Below are 18,032 nucleotides of genomic sequence, written 5' to 3'. Positions count from 1 at the left end.
CGCGCCGGTCAGCAGGCTCCGCCGCCGCGTCGGCCAGCAGGCTCCGCCGCCGCGTCGGCTAGCCCGCGAGCTCGCCGTCGACCGGCTCGCAGCTGACCTCGGACCACACCGCGTCGAGCGACAGGCCGACCACACGGGCGACCGACGCGATCGTCGAGAACGCCGGCGTCGCGATGCGGCCGGTCTCGATCTTCCGGAGCGTCTCCGGCGAGATCCCCGCGGCCAGGGCGGTGTCCACGATCGACCGCGGACCTCGGGCACGACGGAGCAGCGCACCGAGGCGACGACCGCGCGCGACCTCGTCGGGGCGGAGTGGGAGACGGACCATGACCACATAGTAATACCGGTATGATCATCCGCGTGATCGAGATCCTGACCCCCGCCGAGGTCGACAAGGGCCGCGCCACCGGAGCCCTCGTCGGCACGATCCTGCAGACCCTGCGCGAACGCACCCGCGTGGGCACGAACCTGCTCGAGATCGACCGGTGGGCGAAGCAGATGATCGAGGCCGCCGGTGCCGATTCCTGCTACGTCGACTACGCCCCCTCGTTCGGCCGCGGCCCGTTCGGCCACCACATCTGCACGGCCGTGAACGACGCCGTCCTGCACGGGCTGCCGCACGACCAGGTGCTGCAGGACGGCGACCTGCTGACCCTCGACCTCGCGGTGTCCCTGGACGGCATCGCCGCCGACGCCGCGATCAGCTTCGTCGTCGGTACCGCACGCCCCGAGGACCTCGCACTCATCGACGCCACCGAACGCGCGCTGGCCGCGGGCATCGCCGCCGCCGGACCGGGCGCCCGCATCGGTGACCTGTCCCACGCGATCGGCACCGTGCTCGAAGCGGCGGGTTACCCGGTGAACGTCGAGTTCGGCGGGCACGGCATCGGCTCGACCATGCACCAGGACCCGCACGTGTCGAACACCGGGCGCGCCGGTCGCGGCTACACCCTCCGGCCCGGGCTCCTGCTCGCGCTCGAACCGTGGGTGATGGCCGACACCGACGTCCTGGTCACCGACGCCGACGGGTGGACCCTGCGGAGTGCCACGGGAGCGCGGACCGCCCACACCGAGCACACCATCGCGATCACCGAGGACGGCGCCGAGGTGCTCACGCTCCCCCGCTGACCGCCCCGACGACCTCGACGGGCAGGCCACCCGCCGCCACCACGAGCACCACATCTGGCGCGGGGTACAGCACGGTGAGCGGTTGTTCGGCACCCTCCAACCGGGCGGTACCGGCGGCCACGTCGACCTCCACCGCGAGCGGGTCGACGCGCAGCCCGCGTCCGTCGCGTTTCAGCACCGCTTCCTTCGCCGCCCACGCTGCCGCGAGGAGCGCCGGGTCTCCGTCAGCCCGGAGCAGCTCCCTCGGAGTGAAGGCGTCGAGCGGCGCAGCGGCGACCCGCGAGACCCGTTCGACGTCGACGCCGAGTGCCGACGGTCCGACCGCGAGGGCGACGACGCCCGGTGCGCGCGACAGGCTCACGCCGACCGAGACGCCCGCGACGGTCGCCCACGGACGACCGTGGTCGGTCCGCGCGCAGTGCGGACAGACGCGCCCCGCGCGCACGGCGACCGGCTCGACGCCGGTCGCCGATGCGACGGCGGCGACCAGGGCCTCCCGGTCGTCCGCGCGGTCAGCAGCCGGCGTCCGGAGCGTCACCGTGACGGTCTGGAGGCGCGACCCACCGACCGGGGCAGCGCCCGTCGGTCGTGTGGTCGCGGCCAGAGCGGATCAGGCGTGCGTCAGCGCGATGAGCGCGACGTTCATGGTGCTGTACTGCCCCTCGGAGCGGGTCGCCTGGCGAACTCGTCCGCGCAGGACCTCGTAACGGCCGTCGTGCTCGCGCACGAAACCGATCACACCCGTCGCCGGAGTCGACACCCGGTGGTAGCCGTCCTCGAGCGGGACGACCTCGGTGCTCGTGGTGCGTTCCATCGTTCTTCCCCTTCCGTTCATCCTCGAACAGTGGCGCCAGCATACCCCGGTACGGGGGACAAGACGTCCACAGGAAGCACGGTCCGGAGCGTTCCCCCAGAGTCTGGCGGTGCCCCTGCGTGGCCTGGATAGACTCCGGGCGACAGCGCACTCGTGGCGCGGTCCGGTGCGGTGCCACGGGGTACCGACCGGCGACGGACGGAGGACGGATGCGAGCGGTCCAGCACGGATCGGGCACGGACGGATCGAGCGGGCACAGGGGGACAACGCGGCTGTGGAGCCGTGTGACGGCCGCCCTCGTCGCGATGCTGATCGTCCTGGCTCCGGCAGCGACCGCCCACGCCACGGCGCCCGTCGACCTGGGCGGCGCGTACGTCCTCGACGAGGCTGACGCGCTGACCGCATCCCAGCAGTCGAAGGTCGAGCAGGCCGTGCAGGACCTGTACTCCGAGACCCAGACGCAGCTGTACGTCGTGTTCGTGCCGTCCTTCACCGACCCCACCGACCACACCGAGTGGGGCCGGGCCGTGATGGAGCAGAACCAGATCGACACTGACGGCATCCTGCTCTCGGTCGCGGTCGACGAGCGCAACTACGACGTCCAGCAGACGAACGAGACCGCGATCTCCTCGTCCGACGTGGAGAACGCCGTCAACGACTCACTGCTCCCCCAACTCAAGCAGGGCGACTGGTCCGGCGCAGCCGTGGCCTTCGCCGACGGGCTGACCGAGTCGCAGGCCCCGGTGGACCTGACCTGGCTGTGGATCCTGCTGCTCGTCGTGGTCGTCGGGCTCATCGTCGTGGTCCTGGTCGTCCGGACCCGGAACAAGCGCCGCACCGCCGCAGCGACGAAGGCGCAGGAAGCCTCGCTCGCCGACCTCGAACGCACCGCCGGCGGCGCCCTGGTCACCATCGACGACGAACTCCGCACCGCCGAACAAGAGGTCGGGTTCGCGAGCGCGCAGTTCGGCCCCGACGCCGCCAAGCCCTTCGCCGACGCCGTGCAGGCCGCACAGCGCGAGGTCCGCAAGGCCTTCACGATCCGGCAGCAGCTCGACGACGAGATCCCCGACACCCCGCAGCAGCGCGCCGAGTGGGCGAACCAGATCATCGTGATCTGCGAGCGTGCGCACGCCGCGATCGAGGAGCAGACCGAGGCGTTCGACCAGCTCCGGTCGCTCGAGGACGGCGTCGAGGACGCCGCCGCGTCGCTCGCCCAGGCCGTGGCCGCCGCACCGGCCTCGGTCGGAGCCGCCGCCGCTGCACTCGACCGCGTCCGCGCCCGCTACACCGGCCGCACCCTCGCCACCGTGGCGAACAACGTCGACCAGGCCCACCAGGTGCTCGCCTTCGCCACCGAACGCTCGAACGCCGCCACCGCCTCCATCGCCGCCGGCGACAAGGGCGAGGCGGTCGTCGCCGTGCGCGACGCCCAGCACGCGCTCGCACAGGTGCAGCAGCTCACCGACGGCGCACTCGCCGCCGAGCAGTCCTTCGACGAGGCCACCGCCCGCGCCGAGGCGATGCGCATCGACATCCAGGGCGACGTCGCCGCCGCCCGCAGCCTGCGCTCGGGCGGGCCGGACCTCGCCGCAGCGGTCACCCGTGCCGAGACCGTGCTCCGCCAGGGGCTCGACCCGAAGGACCCCGTGGCGGCCGTCGACGCGCTGACCCGGGCGAACACCGAGATCGACCAGGCCATCGCCACGGCGCGGGGTGCCGAAGAACAGCGCCAGCGGGCCACCCAGGCGCTCGACGCCGCCCTGCGCGACGCCCGGAACCGGATCAGCCAGGCCCGCGACTACGTCTCCCTGCACCGCGGCGGCATCGGCCCGACCGCCCGGACCCGGCTGTCCGAGGCCCAGCGCGCCTACGACGACGCCGTCGAACTCGCCCCGAGCAACCCGGGCCAGGCACTCAACGCCGCCCGCGCTGCCGAGCAGTACGCGGCCGCCGCGATGGATGCCGCCAACGACGACCTCGGCGGCTGGGGCGGCGGCCAGGGCGGTGGCGGCGGCGGTGCCCAGCTCGGCGGCCTCGTCACCGGACTCGTCCTCGGCGGCCTGCTCGGCGGTCGCGGCGGCAGCTACGGCGGCGGTTCCTTCGGGGGCGGCGGCTTCTCCGGCGGCGGCCGATTCTGACCCGACGCCCGCCCCCGGCACCCAGAACCAGACACGACCCGACAACACCGTCCACAGGACTTCCACGAAAGGGAACAGCAATGGCCAAGCAGACCATCTTCGGACGCATCTCCACCCTCGTGCGCGCGAACATCAACCAGATCATCGACGACGCCGAGGACCCGCAGAAGATGCTGGACCAGCTCGTCCGCGACTACACGAACAACATCGCCGACGCGAAGACCGCGATCGCGCAGACCATCGGCAACGTGCGCCTGCTCGAGCAGGACCACGAAGAGGACAAGAAGGCCGCGGTCGAGTGGGGCCAGAAGGCCGCCAACGCCTCCACCGCAGCCGACAAGTACCGCTCCGAGGGCAAGTCGGCCGAGGCGGACAAGTTCGACAACCTCGCCAAGATCGCGATCGGCAAGCAGATCGCCGCCGAGCAGGAGGTCAAGGACGCGGAGCCGAACCTGGCGTCGCAGAACGAGGCCGTCGAGAAGCTCAAGACCGGCCTCGCCGGCATGGAGCAGAAGCTCGAGCAGCTCCGCGCGAAGCGGGACAACCTCGTCGCCCGCTCGAAGACCGCCGAGGCGCAGTCCCGCGTCAACGACGCCCTCGGCAACATCGACGTGCTCGACCCGACGAGCGACCTCGGCCGCTTCGAGGAGAAGGTCCGCCGCGAAGAGGCGAAGGTGCTCGGCCAGCAGGAGCTGCAGTCGTCGAGCCTCGACGCACAGTTCGAGAGCCTCGAGGACGTCGGCAAGGACGCCGAGGTCGAGGCACGGCTCGCCGCGCTGAAGTCCGGCGGATCCTCGAGCATCTGACGAACGCCCTGACGACGCCGGACCCCAGCTGACAGACTGAGACGATGCACTTCCTCGTGGTCGGTCAGTGGCAGGGTTCGGCGTCGTCGCGCGCGATGCGCCTCGGGGACGGTGCGTCGGCGATCGCGGCCGACCTCCCCCGGGCGTCCACCACCGTGGTCGACGTCCCGGCCGGGGCCGGTGATCGCCTCGAGACCGCCGTCGCCCGCTACACCTCGGTGCTCGCCGTCGCGGAACGCGTCGCCGAGGAAACCGCCGTCGCCACCGAACCGGTGCTCGTCGTCGGCGGTGACGGCGCCAGTGTCCTCGGGGCGACCGCCGCCCTCGCGCCGGACACCGCGTTCGTCCGCATCTCCGGTTCCAGCGGGTACCGCGCGCTCAACCGGGCCCAGCCCGTCGCCGCCGAGACCGCCGCCCTGCGACTGCTGGTCGACCGTCCCGACGACCTGTTCCCCGGCCTACCCGTGGTGCCGGCGTCCTCGGTCGTCGTCGCCGGGGTCCGCGGGGTCGAGGACGCCGAACGGGCCGCCCTCGACAAGGCCGGGATCGTGCACCTCGACGTCGACGCCGCCACCCCGGACGCCCTCGCCGCAGCGGTCGAGCGGACCGGTGCCTCGTCGGTGTTCGTGCACGTCGACCTCGACGTCCTCGACCCGTCCGAGGTCGACGGACTCCTCGAACCCGTCCCGTTCGGCCTCGACGGCGCAGCGCTCGTCGAGCGCATCAAGGCCGCGACCCGCGGCCGGCGCCTCGTCGGCGCTGCGCTCACCGGATTCGCCCCCGTCGACCCGGACCGGGCGGTGGACGACCTCGGCGTGATCCTGCGCGTCGTCGGAGCGGTGACCAGCGCCTCCCGGGTGGGCTGACCACACGCACGACGCGACCGGCGGACCCCCTGCCGGTCCGCGTACGCTCGGCAGCATGACGGACTACGACCTCATCGTGATCGGAGCCGGCGCTGTCGGCGAGAACGTGGCGGACTACGCCAGGAAGCGCGACCTGTCGGTCGCGATCGTGGAGGCCGAGCTCGTCGGCGGCGAGTGCTCCTACTGGGCGTGCATGCCCTCGAAGGCGCTCCTGCGCAGCGGACACGCCCTCGCCGCCGCCAAGCGGCTCGACGGTGCGAAGCAGGCCGTGACCGGCACGCTCGACGCCGCCCACGTGCTCGCCCGCCGCAACTCGTTCACCTCGGACTGGAAGGACGACAGCCAGGTCTCGTGGCTCGAGTCCGCCGGCATCGACCTGATCCGCGGGCACGCCCGCATCACCGGCCCGAAGACCATCGACGTCGACGGCGAGACGCACACCGCGCGCGCCGCCGTCGCGGTCGTCACCGGCTCCCTGCACACGCTGCCCCCGGTGCCCGGTCTCGCCGAGGCGAAGCCGTGGGGCACCCGCGAGGGCACCAGCGCCCAGCAGGTCCCCGAGAGCCTGCTCGTCATCGGCGGCGGTGTCTCCGGCTCCGAGCTCGCGACCGCGTGGGCGTCCCTCGGCGCGAAGGTCACCCTCGTCGCCCGGCACGGTCTGCTCGGCGGCATGGAGCCCTTCGCCGGGGAACTCGTCGCCGACTCCCTGCGCGAACTCGGTGTCGACGTCCGCACCGGCGTCAACCCGGTCCGGGTCGACCGCGACGAGCACGGTCTCGTCACCACGGAGCTCGACGACGGCACCACGGTCATCACGAGCGAGGTGCTCGCCGCCACCGGCCGCGCCGCACACACGCGTGACCTCGGGCTCGAGACCGTCGGCCTGACCGCGGGCGACTGGCTCGACGTCGACGACACCATGCTCGTGCACGGCACCGACTGGCTGTACGCCGTGGGTGACGTCAACCACCGCGTCCTGCTCACCCACCAGGGCAAGTACCAGGCGCGTGCCGCCGGCGAGGCGATCGCCGCCCGGTACCAGGGCACGCCGCTGCACACCGAGCCGTGGGGTGCCCACGTCGCCACCGCCGACCACGCCGCCTCGCCGCAGGTCACCTTCACCGACCCCGAGGTCGCGAGCGTCGGACTGACCGAGGCGAAGGCCCGCGAGCAGGGGCTGAACGTCCGCGCGGTCGAGTACGACCTCGGTGCGATCGCCGGGTCCTCGCTGCAGGCCGACGGCTACACGGGCCGCGCGAAGATGGTCGTCGACGAGGACCGCGGGGTCGTCGTCGGCGTCACGTTCGTCGGCCAGGACGTCGCCGAGATGCTGCACGGCGCCACCGTCGCCGTCGTGGGCGAGGTCCCGATCGACCGCCTGTGGCACGCGGTGCCGGCCTACCCGACGATGAACGAGATCTGGCTCCGCCTGCTCGAGACGTACGGCCGCCCGGCCTGAGCGTGCGCAACCCGCTGCTCGACTCCCCCGTGTCGCGTGCGGGGTGGGTGTTCGCGACCGCTGTCGGGCTCGCCGTGGGCGTCCCCCTGTCGACCGGGCGGATCCGGGTGGAGGACGGGCTCGTGGTCTGCACGGGGCTGCCGCGCTGGGTGTTCCGGCGCGGCGGCACCTGCGTCGGTTCGGTGTACCTGACGCGCGACAACGACGGCCCTCGGGTGCTCCGGCACGAGCGGGTGCACGTCGAGCAGTGGCGCCGGTACGGGATGCTCATGCCGCTGCTCTACGCCGTCGCCGGGCGGGATCCGCTGCGGAACCGGTTCGAGGTCGAGGCCGGTCTGGAGGACGGGGGGTACCGCTGACGCGTGCGGCGGGTGCGGGGCGGGTGCGTAGGTGTGCTGCGGTCGCACGACACGCCGCGTGCGCATCGTCGTGGTCGCGCGAACTGTCGCCCCGACGCCGTTCGGGCGGAGGTTCGTGCGACCTCGGCGCGCCCGCCCGCCGGTCGCAACACCCCGCCGGGCGCGCGGCGAGCGGTCGCAGACCGTCGCGTGCGGCGCCGCCAGCCGACAGTTCGTGACCGCTCGACGCCGACCCACGACGAGTCGTGACCACTCGGCGGCGGGCGGCCAGGCGACGGAACGCGACCAGTCGACGGCCTGGAGGCGCGTGGCGGCGCCGCCCCCGGGCCTCCAGGCCGCCGCGCCCCACGCCCACCGCGCCCGCCCGCCGGTCGCAACACCCCGGCGGGTGCGCGGCGAGCGGTCGCAGACCGTCGCCTGCGGCGCCGCCAGCCGACGGTTCGTGACCACTCGGCGCCCCACCGACGACGAGTCATGACCACTCGGCGGCGGCACGTGACCGAAGTCGCGCGACATGCCGCGTGCGCATCGTCGTGGTCGCGCGAACCGTCGTCCCGACGCCGGGCAGGCGGCAGATCGTGCGACCTCGGCCCGGCCCGGCGCCAGCCGGCCCGCGCGTCAGGCCGCGCGCCGCCGCGGCACCACGAGGGGCGTGCCGGTCTCGGGGTCCGGGACGACGACGCACGGCAGGCCGAAGACGTCCTCGACGAGGTCCGCGGTGAGCACCGACGACGGCTCCCCCGCCGAGACGATCGCCCCGTCGCGCATCGCGATGACGTGGGTGGCGTAGCGCGCGGCCTGGTTCAGGTCGTGCAGCACCGCGACGACCGTGCGACCGGCGGCGTGCAGCGTGGAGGCCAGTTCGAGCACGTCGTACTGGTGCGCGATGTCGAGGAACGTCGTCGGCTCGTCGAGCAGCACGATGTCGGTCTGCTGCGCGAGCACCATCGCGATCCACACCCGCTGCCGTTGCCCGCCGGAGAGCTCGTCGACGCTCCGCTCCGCCAGTTCCACCGTCGACGTCTGCTCGAGTGCAGCCTGCACCGCCTGCCGGTCGGAGCCGGACGACGGGTGCAGCAGGTCCTGGTGCGGGAACCGGCCCCGGGACACCAGGTCACGCACGGTGATGCCGTCGGGGGCGATCGGGGTCTGCGGGAGCATGCCGACCCGCCGGGCGACGGCCTTCGGGCGGTACGAGTCGATCGGCGCCCCGTCGAGGAAGACCGTGCCGGCGCGCGGCTTCAGGGTGCGGGCGAAGGACTTCAGGAGCGTCGACTTGCCGCAGGCATTGGGCCCGACGATGACCGTCAGTTCGCCGTCGGGGATGTCGACGTCGAGCGTGTCCACCACGACCCGGTCGTCGTACGCCAGGGTCAGCCCACGGGCCCCCAGTGCGGTGGTCGGGACCGGACCGAGCGCGGTGCCCGAGGTCGGCATCAGTGCTCGGCCTTGCCGTGCCGCCAGTAGCCCATGAACGCGACCTGCTTGCGGTCGATGCCGACGCCGCGCACCAGGTGGCGGCGGAGTTCCTTGACGCAGCCGGCCTCGCCCGCGATCCACGCGTAGACGGGGCGCTCGTCGACGGGCGCGGGCACGTCCCACAGCACCTGCTCGTCGACGTCGACGTCGGTGAGCTCGGCGGCCGGCTCGCACGCGGCGGCGGACGACGCGACGGTGGAGGCCCAGGCGTGCACCTGGTCGGTCATCCGGACCCCGTGGGTGGCGCCGTTGCGGGCGATCCAGCGGACCTCGACCCCGGCGGGCGCGGTGACCGGCAACCGGTCGGCGTCGGTGGGCACCTCGATGAACACGTGGCCGACGGTCGAGACGTCGAGGGCTTCGAGGATGGCGCAGATGGCCGGTGCGGCGGTCTCGTCCCCGGCGAGCAGGATCCGGTTCGCGTGCCCGGGAGCGAACTCGGCGGCCCCGGTCGGCAGGTCCTCCGGCGACTCGGGGACGCGCGGCCCGACGATGCGCAGCTCGTCACCGACGCGGCAGGCCGACACCCAGCGCGACGCCGGACCGGTGTCGCCGTGGGCGACGAAGTCGATGTCGAGCTCGCGGGCGTCCGGCCGGAACGAGCGGACCGTGTACGTGCGGAGCGGGTTGCGGGCGTCGTCCGGCAGCGCGCGCCAGGCGGCGTACCAGTCCTCGTCCTCCGGCAGTTCGGAGAAGCCGATGCCGGGCAGGGGCAGCACGATCTTGATCCGCTGGTCGAGACCGACCGAGGAGAAGTCGGCGAGCGCGTCGCCCGTCAGCGTGACCCGGACGAAGTTCGGGGTGAGCGACGTGACGGCGGCCACACGGACGGAGAAGACGCGATACCGGGTTGCCACGGAATCGAGTATGGCATGCCTTACCTAACGTCTCCAGGGCCCCGGAACGGTGCGAGGATCGTCCCCGTGTCCGAAGCCCCCGACGACGAATTCGCCGACCTGCCCGCCCTCGCCAGCGCGAGCGGCGTGACCACGCCGCTCCGCGCCTCCAGGCAGGTGGTCTGCACCGCGGACGGGCAGGAGACCTCCGCGATCCGGTGGGGCGACGACGGCCAGGAGGCCCGGATCACCTACCTGCACGGGCTCGGCATCGACGCCCACAGCTTCGACACCACGGCACTCGCCGTGGGCGAGCCGGCGGTCGCCCTCGACCTGCCCGGCCACGGCCGGTCGTCGTGGCGGGAGGACGCGGACTACGCGGCGGCCGCGACGGCGCCGAGCGTGCTCGCCGCGCTCGACGCGCTCGCGGTGCCGCCGGGCATCGTCGTCGGGCACTCGCTCGGCGCCATCCTGTCGGCTCGACTCGCGGCCACCGCGCCGGAGCGGGTCACCGGACTCGTGCTCGTCGACATGTCGCCGGACTTCGCGCAGCGTGCGGTGGACCGGATCGCCCGCGCGCTCGAGGCCGAGGAGCCGTTCGAGTCCCTCGAGCAGGTCGTCGACCGGGCGATCGAGGCGCGGGTCGGCGACGACCGGCAGGTGCTGCTCCGTGAGGCCCGGCACACGACGGCCCTCGGTGCGGACGGGCGACTCGTGCGCCGGCACCACTTCCCGCACCTGCCCGCCGGGCGGACGTCGTCGGTGGGCCGCTTCGCCGATGCGTGGCCGGACCTCGAGGCCCTGCGCGTGCCGATCCTGCTCGTCCGGGGTGACCGCGGGTACGTCTCCCCGAAGCTGCACGCCGGGTTCGCCGAACGCCTGCCGGACGCCGAGATCGTGACGGTGACCTCGCGGCACGCGGTGCAGAACCAGGCACCCCTCGAACTGGCTTCGGCGATCCGGGCATGGGCGGAGCGGCACGGATTGTTGCACCCGATCGAAGAACCGTCGCCGGACGGCACCAGCCGCCGGTACCCTCGTGCGAGCGCGAGGCCCGATCCCAGCCCTCGTGCCCGGAAGGAACCCACCACCCCATGAGTCCGCTCCTGCCCCGTCGCACCGCGCGCACCTCGCGCATCGGGCGCGCTGCCCTCGCCGCCACCGCGATCGCCGTCGTCTCCGCCCTGGCGCTGGCCGGCTGCTCCGGCTCGTCCGACACCACCGGCGGCAAGGACGCCACGGTGCGCGTCGGGCTGGTGCTCGAGCCGACGAGTCTCGACATCCGCACCCAGTCCGGGGCGGCGCTCGACCAGGTGCTCATCGACAACGTGTACCAGGGGCTCGTCGGCCGGACCGCCGACGGCGAGATCCGTGACGTGCTGGCCTCGTCGCACGAGGTCTCGAAGGACGGCCTGACCTACACGTTCACGCTGCGTGACGGCACGACGTTCCAGGACGGCAAGCCGGTCACCGCGGCCGACGTCGTGTGGTCGCTCGAGCAGGTCAAGTCGAACGACTCGTACGTCGACTCGGCCAAGCTCGCGGGCGTCACGTCGATCACCTCGCCGTCGGACGACTCCGTCGTGCTGCAACTCGCGAAGCCGGACTCCGACCTGCTCTGGAACCTGACCGGCCGCTCGGGCCTGGTGCTCGAGAAGGCCGCGGACAACGACCTGTCCGACAGCGCCAACGGCACCGGTCCATTCGAGGTCGCGAGCTGGAAGCAGGGCGACTCGCTCACCTTCGACCGCAACGAGGACTACTGGGGCACGAAGACGAAGGTCGCGAAGATCGTCTTCCGGTACATCACGGACCCGTCGACCGCCGTCAACGCGATGGCGAACGGTGACCTGGACGTCCTGAACCCGGTCGACGGCACGCTCAAGAGCCAGCTGCAGGGCAACGCCGACATCGCGCTGCACAGCGGCAAGACGACCGACAAGTACACGCTCGCGTTCAACGACCGCAAGGAACCCTTCACCGACGAGCGCGTGCGCCGGGCCATCCGGCAGGCGATCGACGCGAAGGCGCTCATCAAGGCGATCGGCGGCACCGGCGTGGAGCAGGGCGGTCCGATCCCGGAGCTCGACCCCGGCTACGAGGACCTGACCGACATCGACGCGTACGACCCCGCGAACGCGAAGAAGCTCCTGGCCGACGCCGGCCAGCAGGACCTGAAGCTGACGCTCACCTACGCGAACATCTACCCGACGACGATCGGCGACGTGCTGAAGTCGCAGCTCGCCGACGTCGGGATCACCCTGACGGTCAAGCGTGTCGACTTCGCCACCTGGCTGTCCTCGGTGTTCCAGGCACCGAAGTCCGGCGAGCGGGACTTCGACCTGTCGATGGTCGACCACGTCGAGGCCCGTGACTTCGGCAACTGGGCGAACCCGGACTACTACTTCGGGTACGACAACCCGAAGGTGCAGGCCCTCTACGCCCAGTCGATCGCGGCGACCGACGAGGCCACGAAGACCGAGGCACTCCGCAAGGCGGCACGCATCGTCAGCGAGGACGCGGCCGGCGAGTGGCTCTACACGGCGACCGAGATCACCGCGGTGCGCTCCGGCGTGACGGGCTTCCCGGTCGACGGCGGCAACTCGCGCCTCGACCTGGCGAAGCTCGCGGTCAAGTGACCCGGAGCGACCGCGGCGGGGTGTCCGTCCCCGTAGCATCGGTGTCGTGACCCGGTTCCTCATCGGGCGGGTGCTCCTGCTCGTCGTCGGCCTGCTCGTGGCGAGCGTCATCATCTTCGCCACGCTCCGCGTGCTGCCCGGTGACGTCGCCCAGGTCGTCGCCGGCACGCAGTCGACCCCCGCGCAGGTGGAGCAGCTCCGGCAGCAGCTCGGACTCGACCGGCCCGTCGTGATGCAGTACCTCGACTGGATCGGTGGGGTGTTCCGGGGTGACCTCGGCCGCTCGCTGGTGACGAACGGTGCCGTCGCGCCGGAGATCGCGCAGAAGCTCGCGATCACCCTGCCGCTCGCCGCGATGTCGCTGGCGACCGCCCTGGTGATCGGCGTCCCGCTCGGGGTGGTCGCCGCGGTGCTCCGTCGCCGCCCGGGTGGCGCGGTGATCGGGTTCGCTGCGCAGGCCGTCGCCGCCGTGCCCGTCGTGTGGGCCGGCATGCTCCTCGTCGCCCTGTTCGCGGTGACGCTGCACCGGCTGCCGACGCAGGGCTTCCCGCTCGACGGCTGGTCCGAACCCGGGCGGGCGTTCGCGTCGCTCGTGCTGCCCGCGCTGACGATCGGTGCCGTCGAGGGCGCCGTGATCCTCCGGTTCACCCGGTCCGCCACGTTGTCCGTCCTCGATGCCGACCACCTGCGCACCGCCGCCGCCGTCGGGCTGACCCGCACGCAGGCGCTGCTCCGCCACGGTCTGCCGAGCGTCGCCCTCACGGTGCTCGCCGTGCTCGGGGTCCAGATCGCCGGGCTGCTCGTCGGTGCCGTCGTCGTCGAGCAGCTGTTCTCCCTGCCCGGGGTCGGTCGGATGCTCGTGACCGACGTCGGCCGCCGCGACATCACGAAGGTGCAGTCGGAACTGCTCGTGCTCACCGGACTCGTGCTGCTCGTCGGGTTCGCCGTCGACGTCGTGCACCGCACCCTCGACCCCCGACAGCGCGAGGTGCAGGGATGATCCGCCGTCTGGTGTCCCGACCGACCGGGGTCTTCGCCGTCGTCGTGCTCGGCCTGCTGCTCGTGCTCGCAGCCGTGTCGCTCGTCTGGACGCCGCAGAACCCGTTCCGCGCCGACCCGTTCCACCAGTGGGAGGGTCCGAGCGCCGCGCACTGGTTCGGCACCGACGCCGCCGGCCGCGACATCGCGAGCTACCTGCTCGCCGGCACCCGCACCACCGTGCTCGTCGCCGTCGGCTCCGGGGTGATCGCGAGCGTCGTCGGCATCGTCCTGACCGCGATCGGTTCGCTCACCGCCCGCTGGGTGCGCGAGGGCACCGCGGTCCTGCTCGACATCCTCGTGGCGTTCCCGACCCTGCTCACCGCGATGCTCCTGACCGCGGTGTTCGGCGGGTCGCTCGGCGTGGTGATCGTCAGCGTCGGGCTGTCCTTCGGCGTGACGATCGCCCGCGTGGCCCGCGGCGAGATCCGGCGGATCGCCCGGAGCGACTACGTCACCGCAGCGCGGGCGTCCGGCGTCGGCGGTGCCGGGGTGCTCTTCCGTCACCTGGTGCCGAACGCGGCGCCGCTGTTCACCGTGCAGTTGTCACTCGCGATGGCCACTGCGGTGCTCGCCGAGGCCGGGCTGTCCTACCTGGGCTACGGCGCCGGATCGGACACCGCGTCGTGGGGCAGCCTGCTGTCCGACCTGCAGACCTACATCGGGGTCCACCCGTGGAGTGCGACCTGGCCGGGAGCCGCCATCGCGATCGTCGTCGCGGCACTGTCGTTGCTCGGCGACGCGGTGCGGGACGCCTCGGACCCGCGGCTGACGACGAGCGACCGGAACGCCGACCCGGCGACCACCACCCCGGGGGTGACCGCATGACCGGCCACGCAGCCGGCACCGCCCACGCAACCGCAGCCTCCGGACTCGAGGTGCGCGGGTTGTCGGTCCGCATCACGGGGCGGGCGATCCTCGACGACGTCACCTTCACCGTGCCTCCCGGCCAGCGCGTCGGCGTGATCGGCGCGAGCGGATCCGGCAAGTCGATGACCTCGCTCGCCCTGATGGGCCTGGAGCCCACCGGCGCCGTCGTGACCGGCAGCGTCCGCCTGGACGGCACCGAACTCGTCGGCCTGCCCGACCGCGAGCGCGCGCGCCACCGTGGATCGGGCATCGCGATGGTGTTCCAGGAGCCGGGCACCGCGCTCGACCCGCTGCGGCGGGTCGGCGCGCAGATCGCGGAGCCGCTCCGGCTGCACCGCGGGCTCGACCGACGCGCGGCGCGCGCGGCAGCCGTCGACCTGGCGGCGTCCGTGGGCCTGCCCGACCCGGAGTCGTTGCTGCGGCAGTACCCGCACCAGCTGTCCGGCGGGCAGCGGCAGCGGATCTGCATCGCGATGGCGATGGCGGGCGAGCCGTCGTACCTGGTCGCCGACGAGCCGACGACGGCGCTCGACGTCACCACCGAGGCCCGCATCCTCGACCTGTTCGAGCACCTGCCGGCGGGCATGGTGTTCGTCACCCACGACCTCGCCGTGCTCGCGCGCATCGCCGACACCGCCGTGGTGCTCGACGCCGGCCGGGTGGTCGAGCAGGGCCGCGTGGCGGACCTGCTCGCCGCACCGCAGCACCCCGCCACCGCCGCGCTCGTCGACGCCGCCCGCGCCACCGCCAGGAGGACCGCCCCGTGACCCTCCCCGTCCTCGAGACCACCGGTCTCCACCGCACCTACCGACTCCCCCGCCGCGGCCCGTTCGAGCCCGGTCCGGTCCGCACCGCCGTCGACGGCGTCGACCTGACGGTCGCCCCCGGCGCACGGCTCGGCATCGTCGGCGAATCGGGATCCGGCAAGTCCACGCTGGTCCGGCTGCTCGCCGGCCTGGAGGCTCCTTCCGCCGGCACCGTCGCCGCCTCCGGCCGTCCGGTGGTCGCGTCCCGGTCCGCGCGTGCGTTGCGCTGGTTCCGTCGCGAGACCGGGGTGGTGTTCCAGGACCCGTACGCGTCCCTCGACCCGCGGATGCGCGTCGGCGCGATCGTCGCCGAGCCGCTGCGGGCCCTGCAGGTGCCGGGGTCGCACGACGAGCTCGTGCGTGCCGTGCTGGAGCGCGTCGACCTGCCCGCCGACACGGTCGACCGGTACCCGCACGAGTTCTCCGGCGGGCAACGGCAGCGGATCGCGATCGCCCGGGCCGTGGTGCACTCGCCCCGGATCCTGTTCGGCGACGAGCCGATGAGCGCCCTCGACGTGGTGGTCCGCGCTCGGGTGATCGAGCTGTTCCGGTCGCTCGCAGACGACCTCGGGCTGACGCTCGTGCTGGTGTCGCACGACATCGGCGTCGTGCAGCGGCTGTGCGACACGGTCGCGGTGATGTCCGACGGCCGCATCGTCGAGCACGGGCCGGTGTCGCTCCTCGACGCGCCGCAGCACCCGGTGACGCGGGCGTTGGTGGCGGCGGCGCCGACGCTGCCGTAGGCGGGCTGCGCGGGGCGGGGCGGCGGGGCACGCGTGCAGACGTCGAACGACACCGTCGACGTCGTACGACTCCGACATCGTCGCCCGCCCGCGCGTGCAACCGTTGCGGACGCGTTGGTGCGACAGGATCGCTGTCGTACGACGACGACTTCGTCGCACCGGTTCGACGCACCTGACGCACGAGCACGCAGCGCGCGTCGGGCGGGACCCTCGCGACGACCCGGCCCCGGGCCTCCCGTCAGGCGGTCCAGGCAGCCGGGTGCCGCCGCTGCCAGCGCAACCGGCGCTCGAGCTGCGCGCCGATCGCGAGCAAGACGCGCTCGCCGCCGGGGCGTCCGATCAGCTGCACGCCCATCGGCAGCCCGCCACCGTCCGGGTGGTCGTCGTCGGTCACGTCGACCGGCAGGGTGATCGCGGGGAGCCCGGACACGTTCGCCATCGACGTCCACGGCGAGTACGCGCACTGGCGGCGGAAGTCCTCGTCGGGGTCGTCGCCGTACCAGCCGAGGGGCCGCGGCGTCATCGCGAGGGTCGGCGTGAGCACCGCGTCGAACCGGTCGAACGCACCGATGAGCGTCGTCGAGAAGGTGTCGAGCGTCGACATCGCCTCGAGGACCTGCGTGCCGGACAGTGCCTGCCCCCGGGCCACGAGCCACGCCACGAGCGGGGTCAGCGACGACAGGTCGATGCCGGGCACCTGCGGCAGGCGGGCGGCGGAGCTCTCCCACGCCACCCGGAACGCCTCGGCGTAGGGCGCGCGGGGCATCCGGACGTCCTCGACGCCGTGCCCGACCTCGCCGAGCATCCGCACGGCGGTCTCCACGGCAGCCCGTGCAGCGGGGTCGACGACCACGTCGACGGTGTCGTCCCACGGCGAACCCTCGAGCACCCCGACGACGAACCGGCCCTCGCCGCGGACGGCGGCCGCGGTGAACGGCCCCTCGCCGACGTCGGGGGTGACGAGGGCGTACGGCGACGGTTCCGGCAGCCCGGTCGGCGCGACCAGCGCGTCGAGCAGCATGCCCGCGTCGGCGACGGACCGGGTGAGCGGCCCGGCCACGGACAGGCCGCCGACGCCGGAGCGGCCGGGCATCGACGGCACGCGGCCGCGGCTCGGCTTCAGGCCGACGAGTCCGGTCGCCGCGGCGGGGATCCGCACCGATCCGCCGCCGTCCGAACCGACTGCAGCCGGCACGAGTCCGGCGGCGACGGCCACGGCCGCACCGCTCGACGACCCGCCCGGCGCGCGCGTGGTGTCGTAGGGGTTCCGCGTCACGCCGAGCCGGGTCTCGGACGACGAGGACATGCCGAACTCCGGTGACGCCGTCTTGCCGAAGCTCACGGTGCCGGCCGCGTCGAGCGCGGCGACGAGCGGGTGGTCGGCCGACGCGGGCCGCTCCGGCAGGCTCGCGGTGCCGTTCCGCGTGGGGACCCCGGCGCGGTCGTACAGGTCCTTGTCGGCGGACGGGAGGCCCCACAACGGTCTCGACGTCGGCACCAGGTGGCCGAGGCGATCGGCTCGGGCCCGGGCCGCGTCCGCGGTGACCGTCACGAAGGCACCGAGTCCGGCGTCCAGGCGTTCCACGCGGGCCAGGTAGTGCTCGGTGACCTCGAGGGCGGTCGCCTCGCCCCGGCGGATCCAGTCCCAGAGTTCCTGTGCGGAGAGGTGGTGGAGTTCGAACACGGCTCCGAGCCTAGGCGGCGGTGGCCCCGTATCCTTCGACGGTGGACACCACTCTCCCCTCCGGCACGACGAAGCGCCGGATCGAACTCCGGCTCGTCCGACCCTTGTTCGCCTGGTTCGCCCGGCCGACCGTCACCGTCGACGGTGTGGGGCACCCGGCCCAGTGGGGCACCGGCACGTGGGCGGTGCCGGACGACGGCGACACGGTGATCGGCGTGTACCTGTTCAACCGAGCGTGGCGGTTCGGGGCGGCCTCGGTGTCGGTCGGCGGCGCGACGGCGCTCGAGTACCGGGGCGGGCTGCTGCCGGTGGGTGCGGGTCGGTTGGTGCCGCGGGGATGAGGGTCGCGCCGGGCCGGGCAGGG

At 73.3% G+C, this 18,032-nt stretch carries 19 protein-coding genes; 13 read left to right on the top strand and 6 right to left on the bottom strand.

Features of this window, described 5'->3' with window-relative positions; translation table 11 throughout:
* Positions 1-58: 58 nt before the first annotated feature.
* Complete coding sequence (locus DEJ02_RS15950; RefSeq protein ID WP_111033778.1) at positions 59-328, bottom strand: helix-turn-helix domain-containing protein; 270 nt, start codon at positions 326-328, stop codon at positions 59-61.
* Between the two features lie 32 nt (positions 329-360).
* On the opposite strand from DEJ02_RS15950, the gene map reads away from it, so the two are divergent.
* Positions 361-1,128 carry a type I methionyl aminopeptidase gene (gene map / locus DEJ02_RS15945; RefSeq protein ID WP_111033777.1) on the top strand — a complete coding sequence of 256 codons (768 nt, stop codon included), beginning with the start codon at positions 361-363 and terminating at the stop codon, positions 1,126-1,128.
* Here map and DEJ02_RS15940 read toward each other — a convergent pair.
* Both DEJ02_RS15940 and DEJ02_RS15935 read right to left on the bottom strand, forming a co-directional pair.
* The gene (locus tag DEJ02_RS15940; RefSeq protein WP_146249311.1) at positions 1,112-1,666 is read right to left on the bottom strand and encodes a 4'-phosphopantetheinyl transferase superfamily protein; all 555 of its coding nucleotides are present in this window, start codon (positions 1,664-1,666) and stop codon (positions 1,112-1,114) included. The two genes, map and DEJ02_RS15940, sit on opposite strands and share 17 nt — an antisense overlap.
* A 72-nt stretch (positions 1,667-1,738) precedes the next feature.
* A complete protein-coding gene (locus tag DEJ02_RS15935; protein ID WP_017885770.1) occupies positions 1,739-1,942 on the bottom strand; it encodes a hypothetical protein in 204 nt (67 codons plus the stop codon).
* Between the two features lie 284 nt (positions 1,943-2,226).
* Here DEJ02_RS15935 and DEJ02_RS15930 point away from each other — a divergent pair, with 284 nt between their 5' ends.
* The 5 genes from DEJ02_RS15930 to DEJ02_RS15910 all read left to right on the top strand — a co-directional run bounded on the left by DEJ02_RS15930 (position 2,227) and on the right by DEJ02_RS15910 (position 7,573).
* A complete protein-coding gene (locus DEJ02_RS15930) occupies positions 2,227-4,083 on the top strand; it encodes a YgcG family protein (RefSeq protein ID WP_181440400.1) in 1,857 nt (618 codons plus the stop codon).
* Between the two features lie 80 nt (positions 4,084-4,163).
* Complete coding sequence (locus DEJ02_RS15925; protein WP_017885772.1) at positions 4,164-4,889, top strand: PspA/IM30 family protein; 726 nt, start codon at positions 4,164-4,166, stop codon at positions 4,887-4,889.
* A 44-nt stretch (positions 4,890-4,933) separates the two neighbouring features.
* Positions 4,934-5,755 carry an arginase family protein gene (locus DEJ02_RS15920; protein WP_111033753.1) on the top strand — a complete coding sequence of 274 codons (822 nt, stop codon included), beginning with the start codon at positions 4,934-4,936 and terminating at the stop codon, positions 5,753-5,755.
* A gap of 55 nt (positions 5,756-5,810) precedes the next feature.
* Positions 5,811-7,214 carry an NAD(P)/FAD-dependent oxidoreductase gene (locus tag DEJ02_RS15915; protein ID WP_027465800.1) on the top strand — a complete coding sequence of 468 codons (1,404 nt, stop codon included), beginning with the start codon at positions 5,811-5,813 and terminating at the stop codon, positions 7,212-7,214.
* A 2-nt stretch (positions 7,215-7,216) separates the two neighbouring features.
* Positions 7,217-7,573, top strand: coding sequence for a Fe-S oxidoreductase (locus DEJ02_RS15910; RefSeq protein ID WP_175330772.1), 357 nt, complete (start codon positions 7,217-7,219; stop codon positions 7,571-7,573).
* A gap of 618 nt (positions 7,574-8,191) precedes the next feature.
* Here DEJ02_RS15910 and DEJ02_RS15905 read toward each other — a convergent pair.
* Entirely contained in the window at positions 8,192-9,010 is an 819-nt protein-coding gene (locus DEJ02_RS15905) for an ABC transporter ATP-binding protein (RefSeq protein WP_111033752.1), read from the bottom strand.
* A complete protein-coding gene (locus DEJ02_RS15900; RefSeq protein ID WP_258378760.1) occupies positions 9,010-9,909 on the bottom strand; it encodes a siderophore-interacting protein in 900 nt (299 codons plus the stop codon). Before DEJ02_RS15900 ends, DEJ02_RS15905 begins: the two co-directional genes overlap by 1 nt.
* Positions 9,910-9,975: 66 nt before the next feature.
* Between DEJ02_RS15900 and DEJ02_RS15895 the strand changes: the two genes are divergently transcribed.
* From DEJ02_RS15895 to DEJ02_RS15870, 6 genes are read left to right on the top strand one after another with little or no spacing between them, the layout of a single operon-like run.
* The gene (locus DEJ02_RS15895) at positions 9,976-10,986 is read left to right on the top strand and encodes an alpha/beta fold hydrolase (protein WP_181440399.1); all 1,011 of its coding nucleotides are present in this window, start codon (positions 9,976-9,978) and stop codon (positions 10,984-10,986) included.
* Positions 10,983-12,527, top strand: coding sequence for an ABC transporter substrate-binding protein (locus DEJ02_RS15890; RefSeq protein ID WP_111033749.1), 1,545 nt, complete (start codon positions 10,983-10,985; stop codon positions 12,525-12,527). Before DEJ02_RS15895 ends, DEJ02_RS15890 begins: the two co-directional genes overlap by 4 nt.
* Before the next feature lie 46 nt (positions 12,528-12,573).
* Positions 12,574-13,527 (top strand): ABC transporter permease, encoded by a 954-nt coding sequence (locus DEJ02_RS15885; RefSeq protein WP_111033748.1) that lies wholly within the window; start codon positions 12,574-12,576, stop codon positions 13,525-13,527.
* Positions 13,524-14,393, top strand: a complete 870-nt coding sequence (locus tag DEJ02_RS15880) for an ABC transporter permease (protein WP_111033747.1) — start codon at positions 13,524-13,526, stop codon at positions 14,391-14,393. Before DEJ02_RS15885 ends, DEJ02_RS15880 begins: the two co-directional genes overlap by 4 nt.
* Positions 14,390-15,202, top strand: coding sequence for an ABC transporter ATP-binding protein (locus DEJ02_RS15875; protein WP_111033746.1), 813 nt, complete (start codon positions 14,390-14,392; stop codon positions 15,200-15,202). The genes DEJ02_RS15880 and DEJ02_RS15875 overlap by 4 nt, the downstream gene beginning before the upstream one ends.
* Positions 15,199-15,984: an ABC transporter ATP-binding protein gene (locus DEJ02_RS15870; RefSeq protein WP_111033745.1), complete on the top strand. Its 786-nt coding sequence runs from the start codon at positions 15,199-15,201 to the stop codon at positions 15,982-15,984. The genes DEJ02_RS15875 and DEJ02_RS15870 overlap by 4 nt, the downstream gene beginning before the upstream one ends.
* Before the next feature lie 238 nt (positions 15,985-16,222).
* On the opposite strand, the gene DEJ02_RS15865 is transcribed toward DEJ02_RS15870, so the two are convergent.
* On the bottom strand, positions 16,223-17,668 hold the full coding sequence (locus tag DEJ02_RS15865) for an amidase (RefSeq protein ID WP_111033744.1): 1,446 nt from the start codon (positions 17,666-17,668) through the stop codon (positions 16,223-16,225).
* A gap of 41 nt (positions 17,669-17,709) precedes the next feature.
* Here DEJ02_RS15865 and DEJ02_RS15860 point away from each other — a divergent pair, with 41 nt between their 5' ends.
* Positions 17,710-18,009, top strand: coding sequence for a hypothetical protein (locus DEJ02_RS15860; RefSeq protein ID WP_110864030.1), 300 nt, complete (start codon positions 17,710-17,712; stop codon positions 18,007-18,009).
* Positions 18,010-18,032 lie beyond the last annotated feature (23 nt).

Source organism: Curtobacterium sp. MCLR17_042, from assembly GCF_003234695.1.
Lineage (GTDB): Bacteria > Actinomycetota > Actinomycetes > Actinomycetales > Microbacteriaceae > Curtobacterium > Curtobacterium flaccumfaciens.
This window is presented reverse-complemented; position numbering and strand designations above follow the sequence as displayed.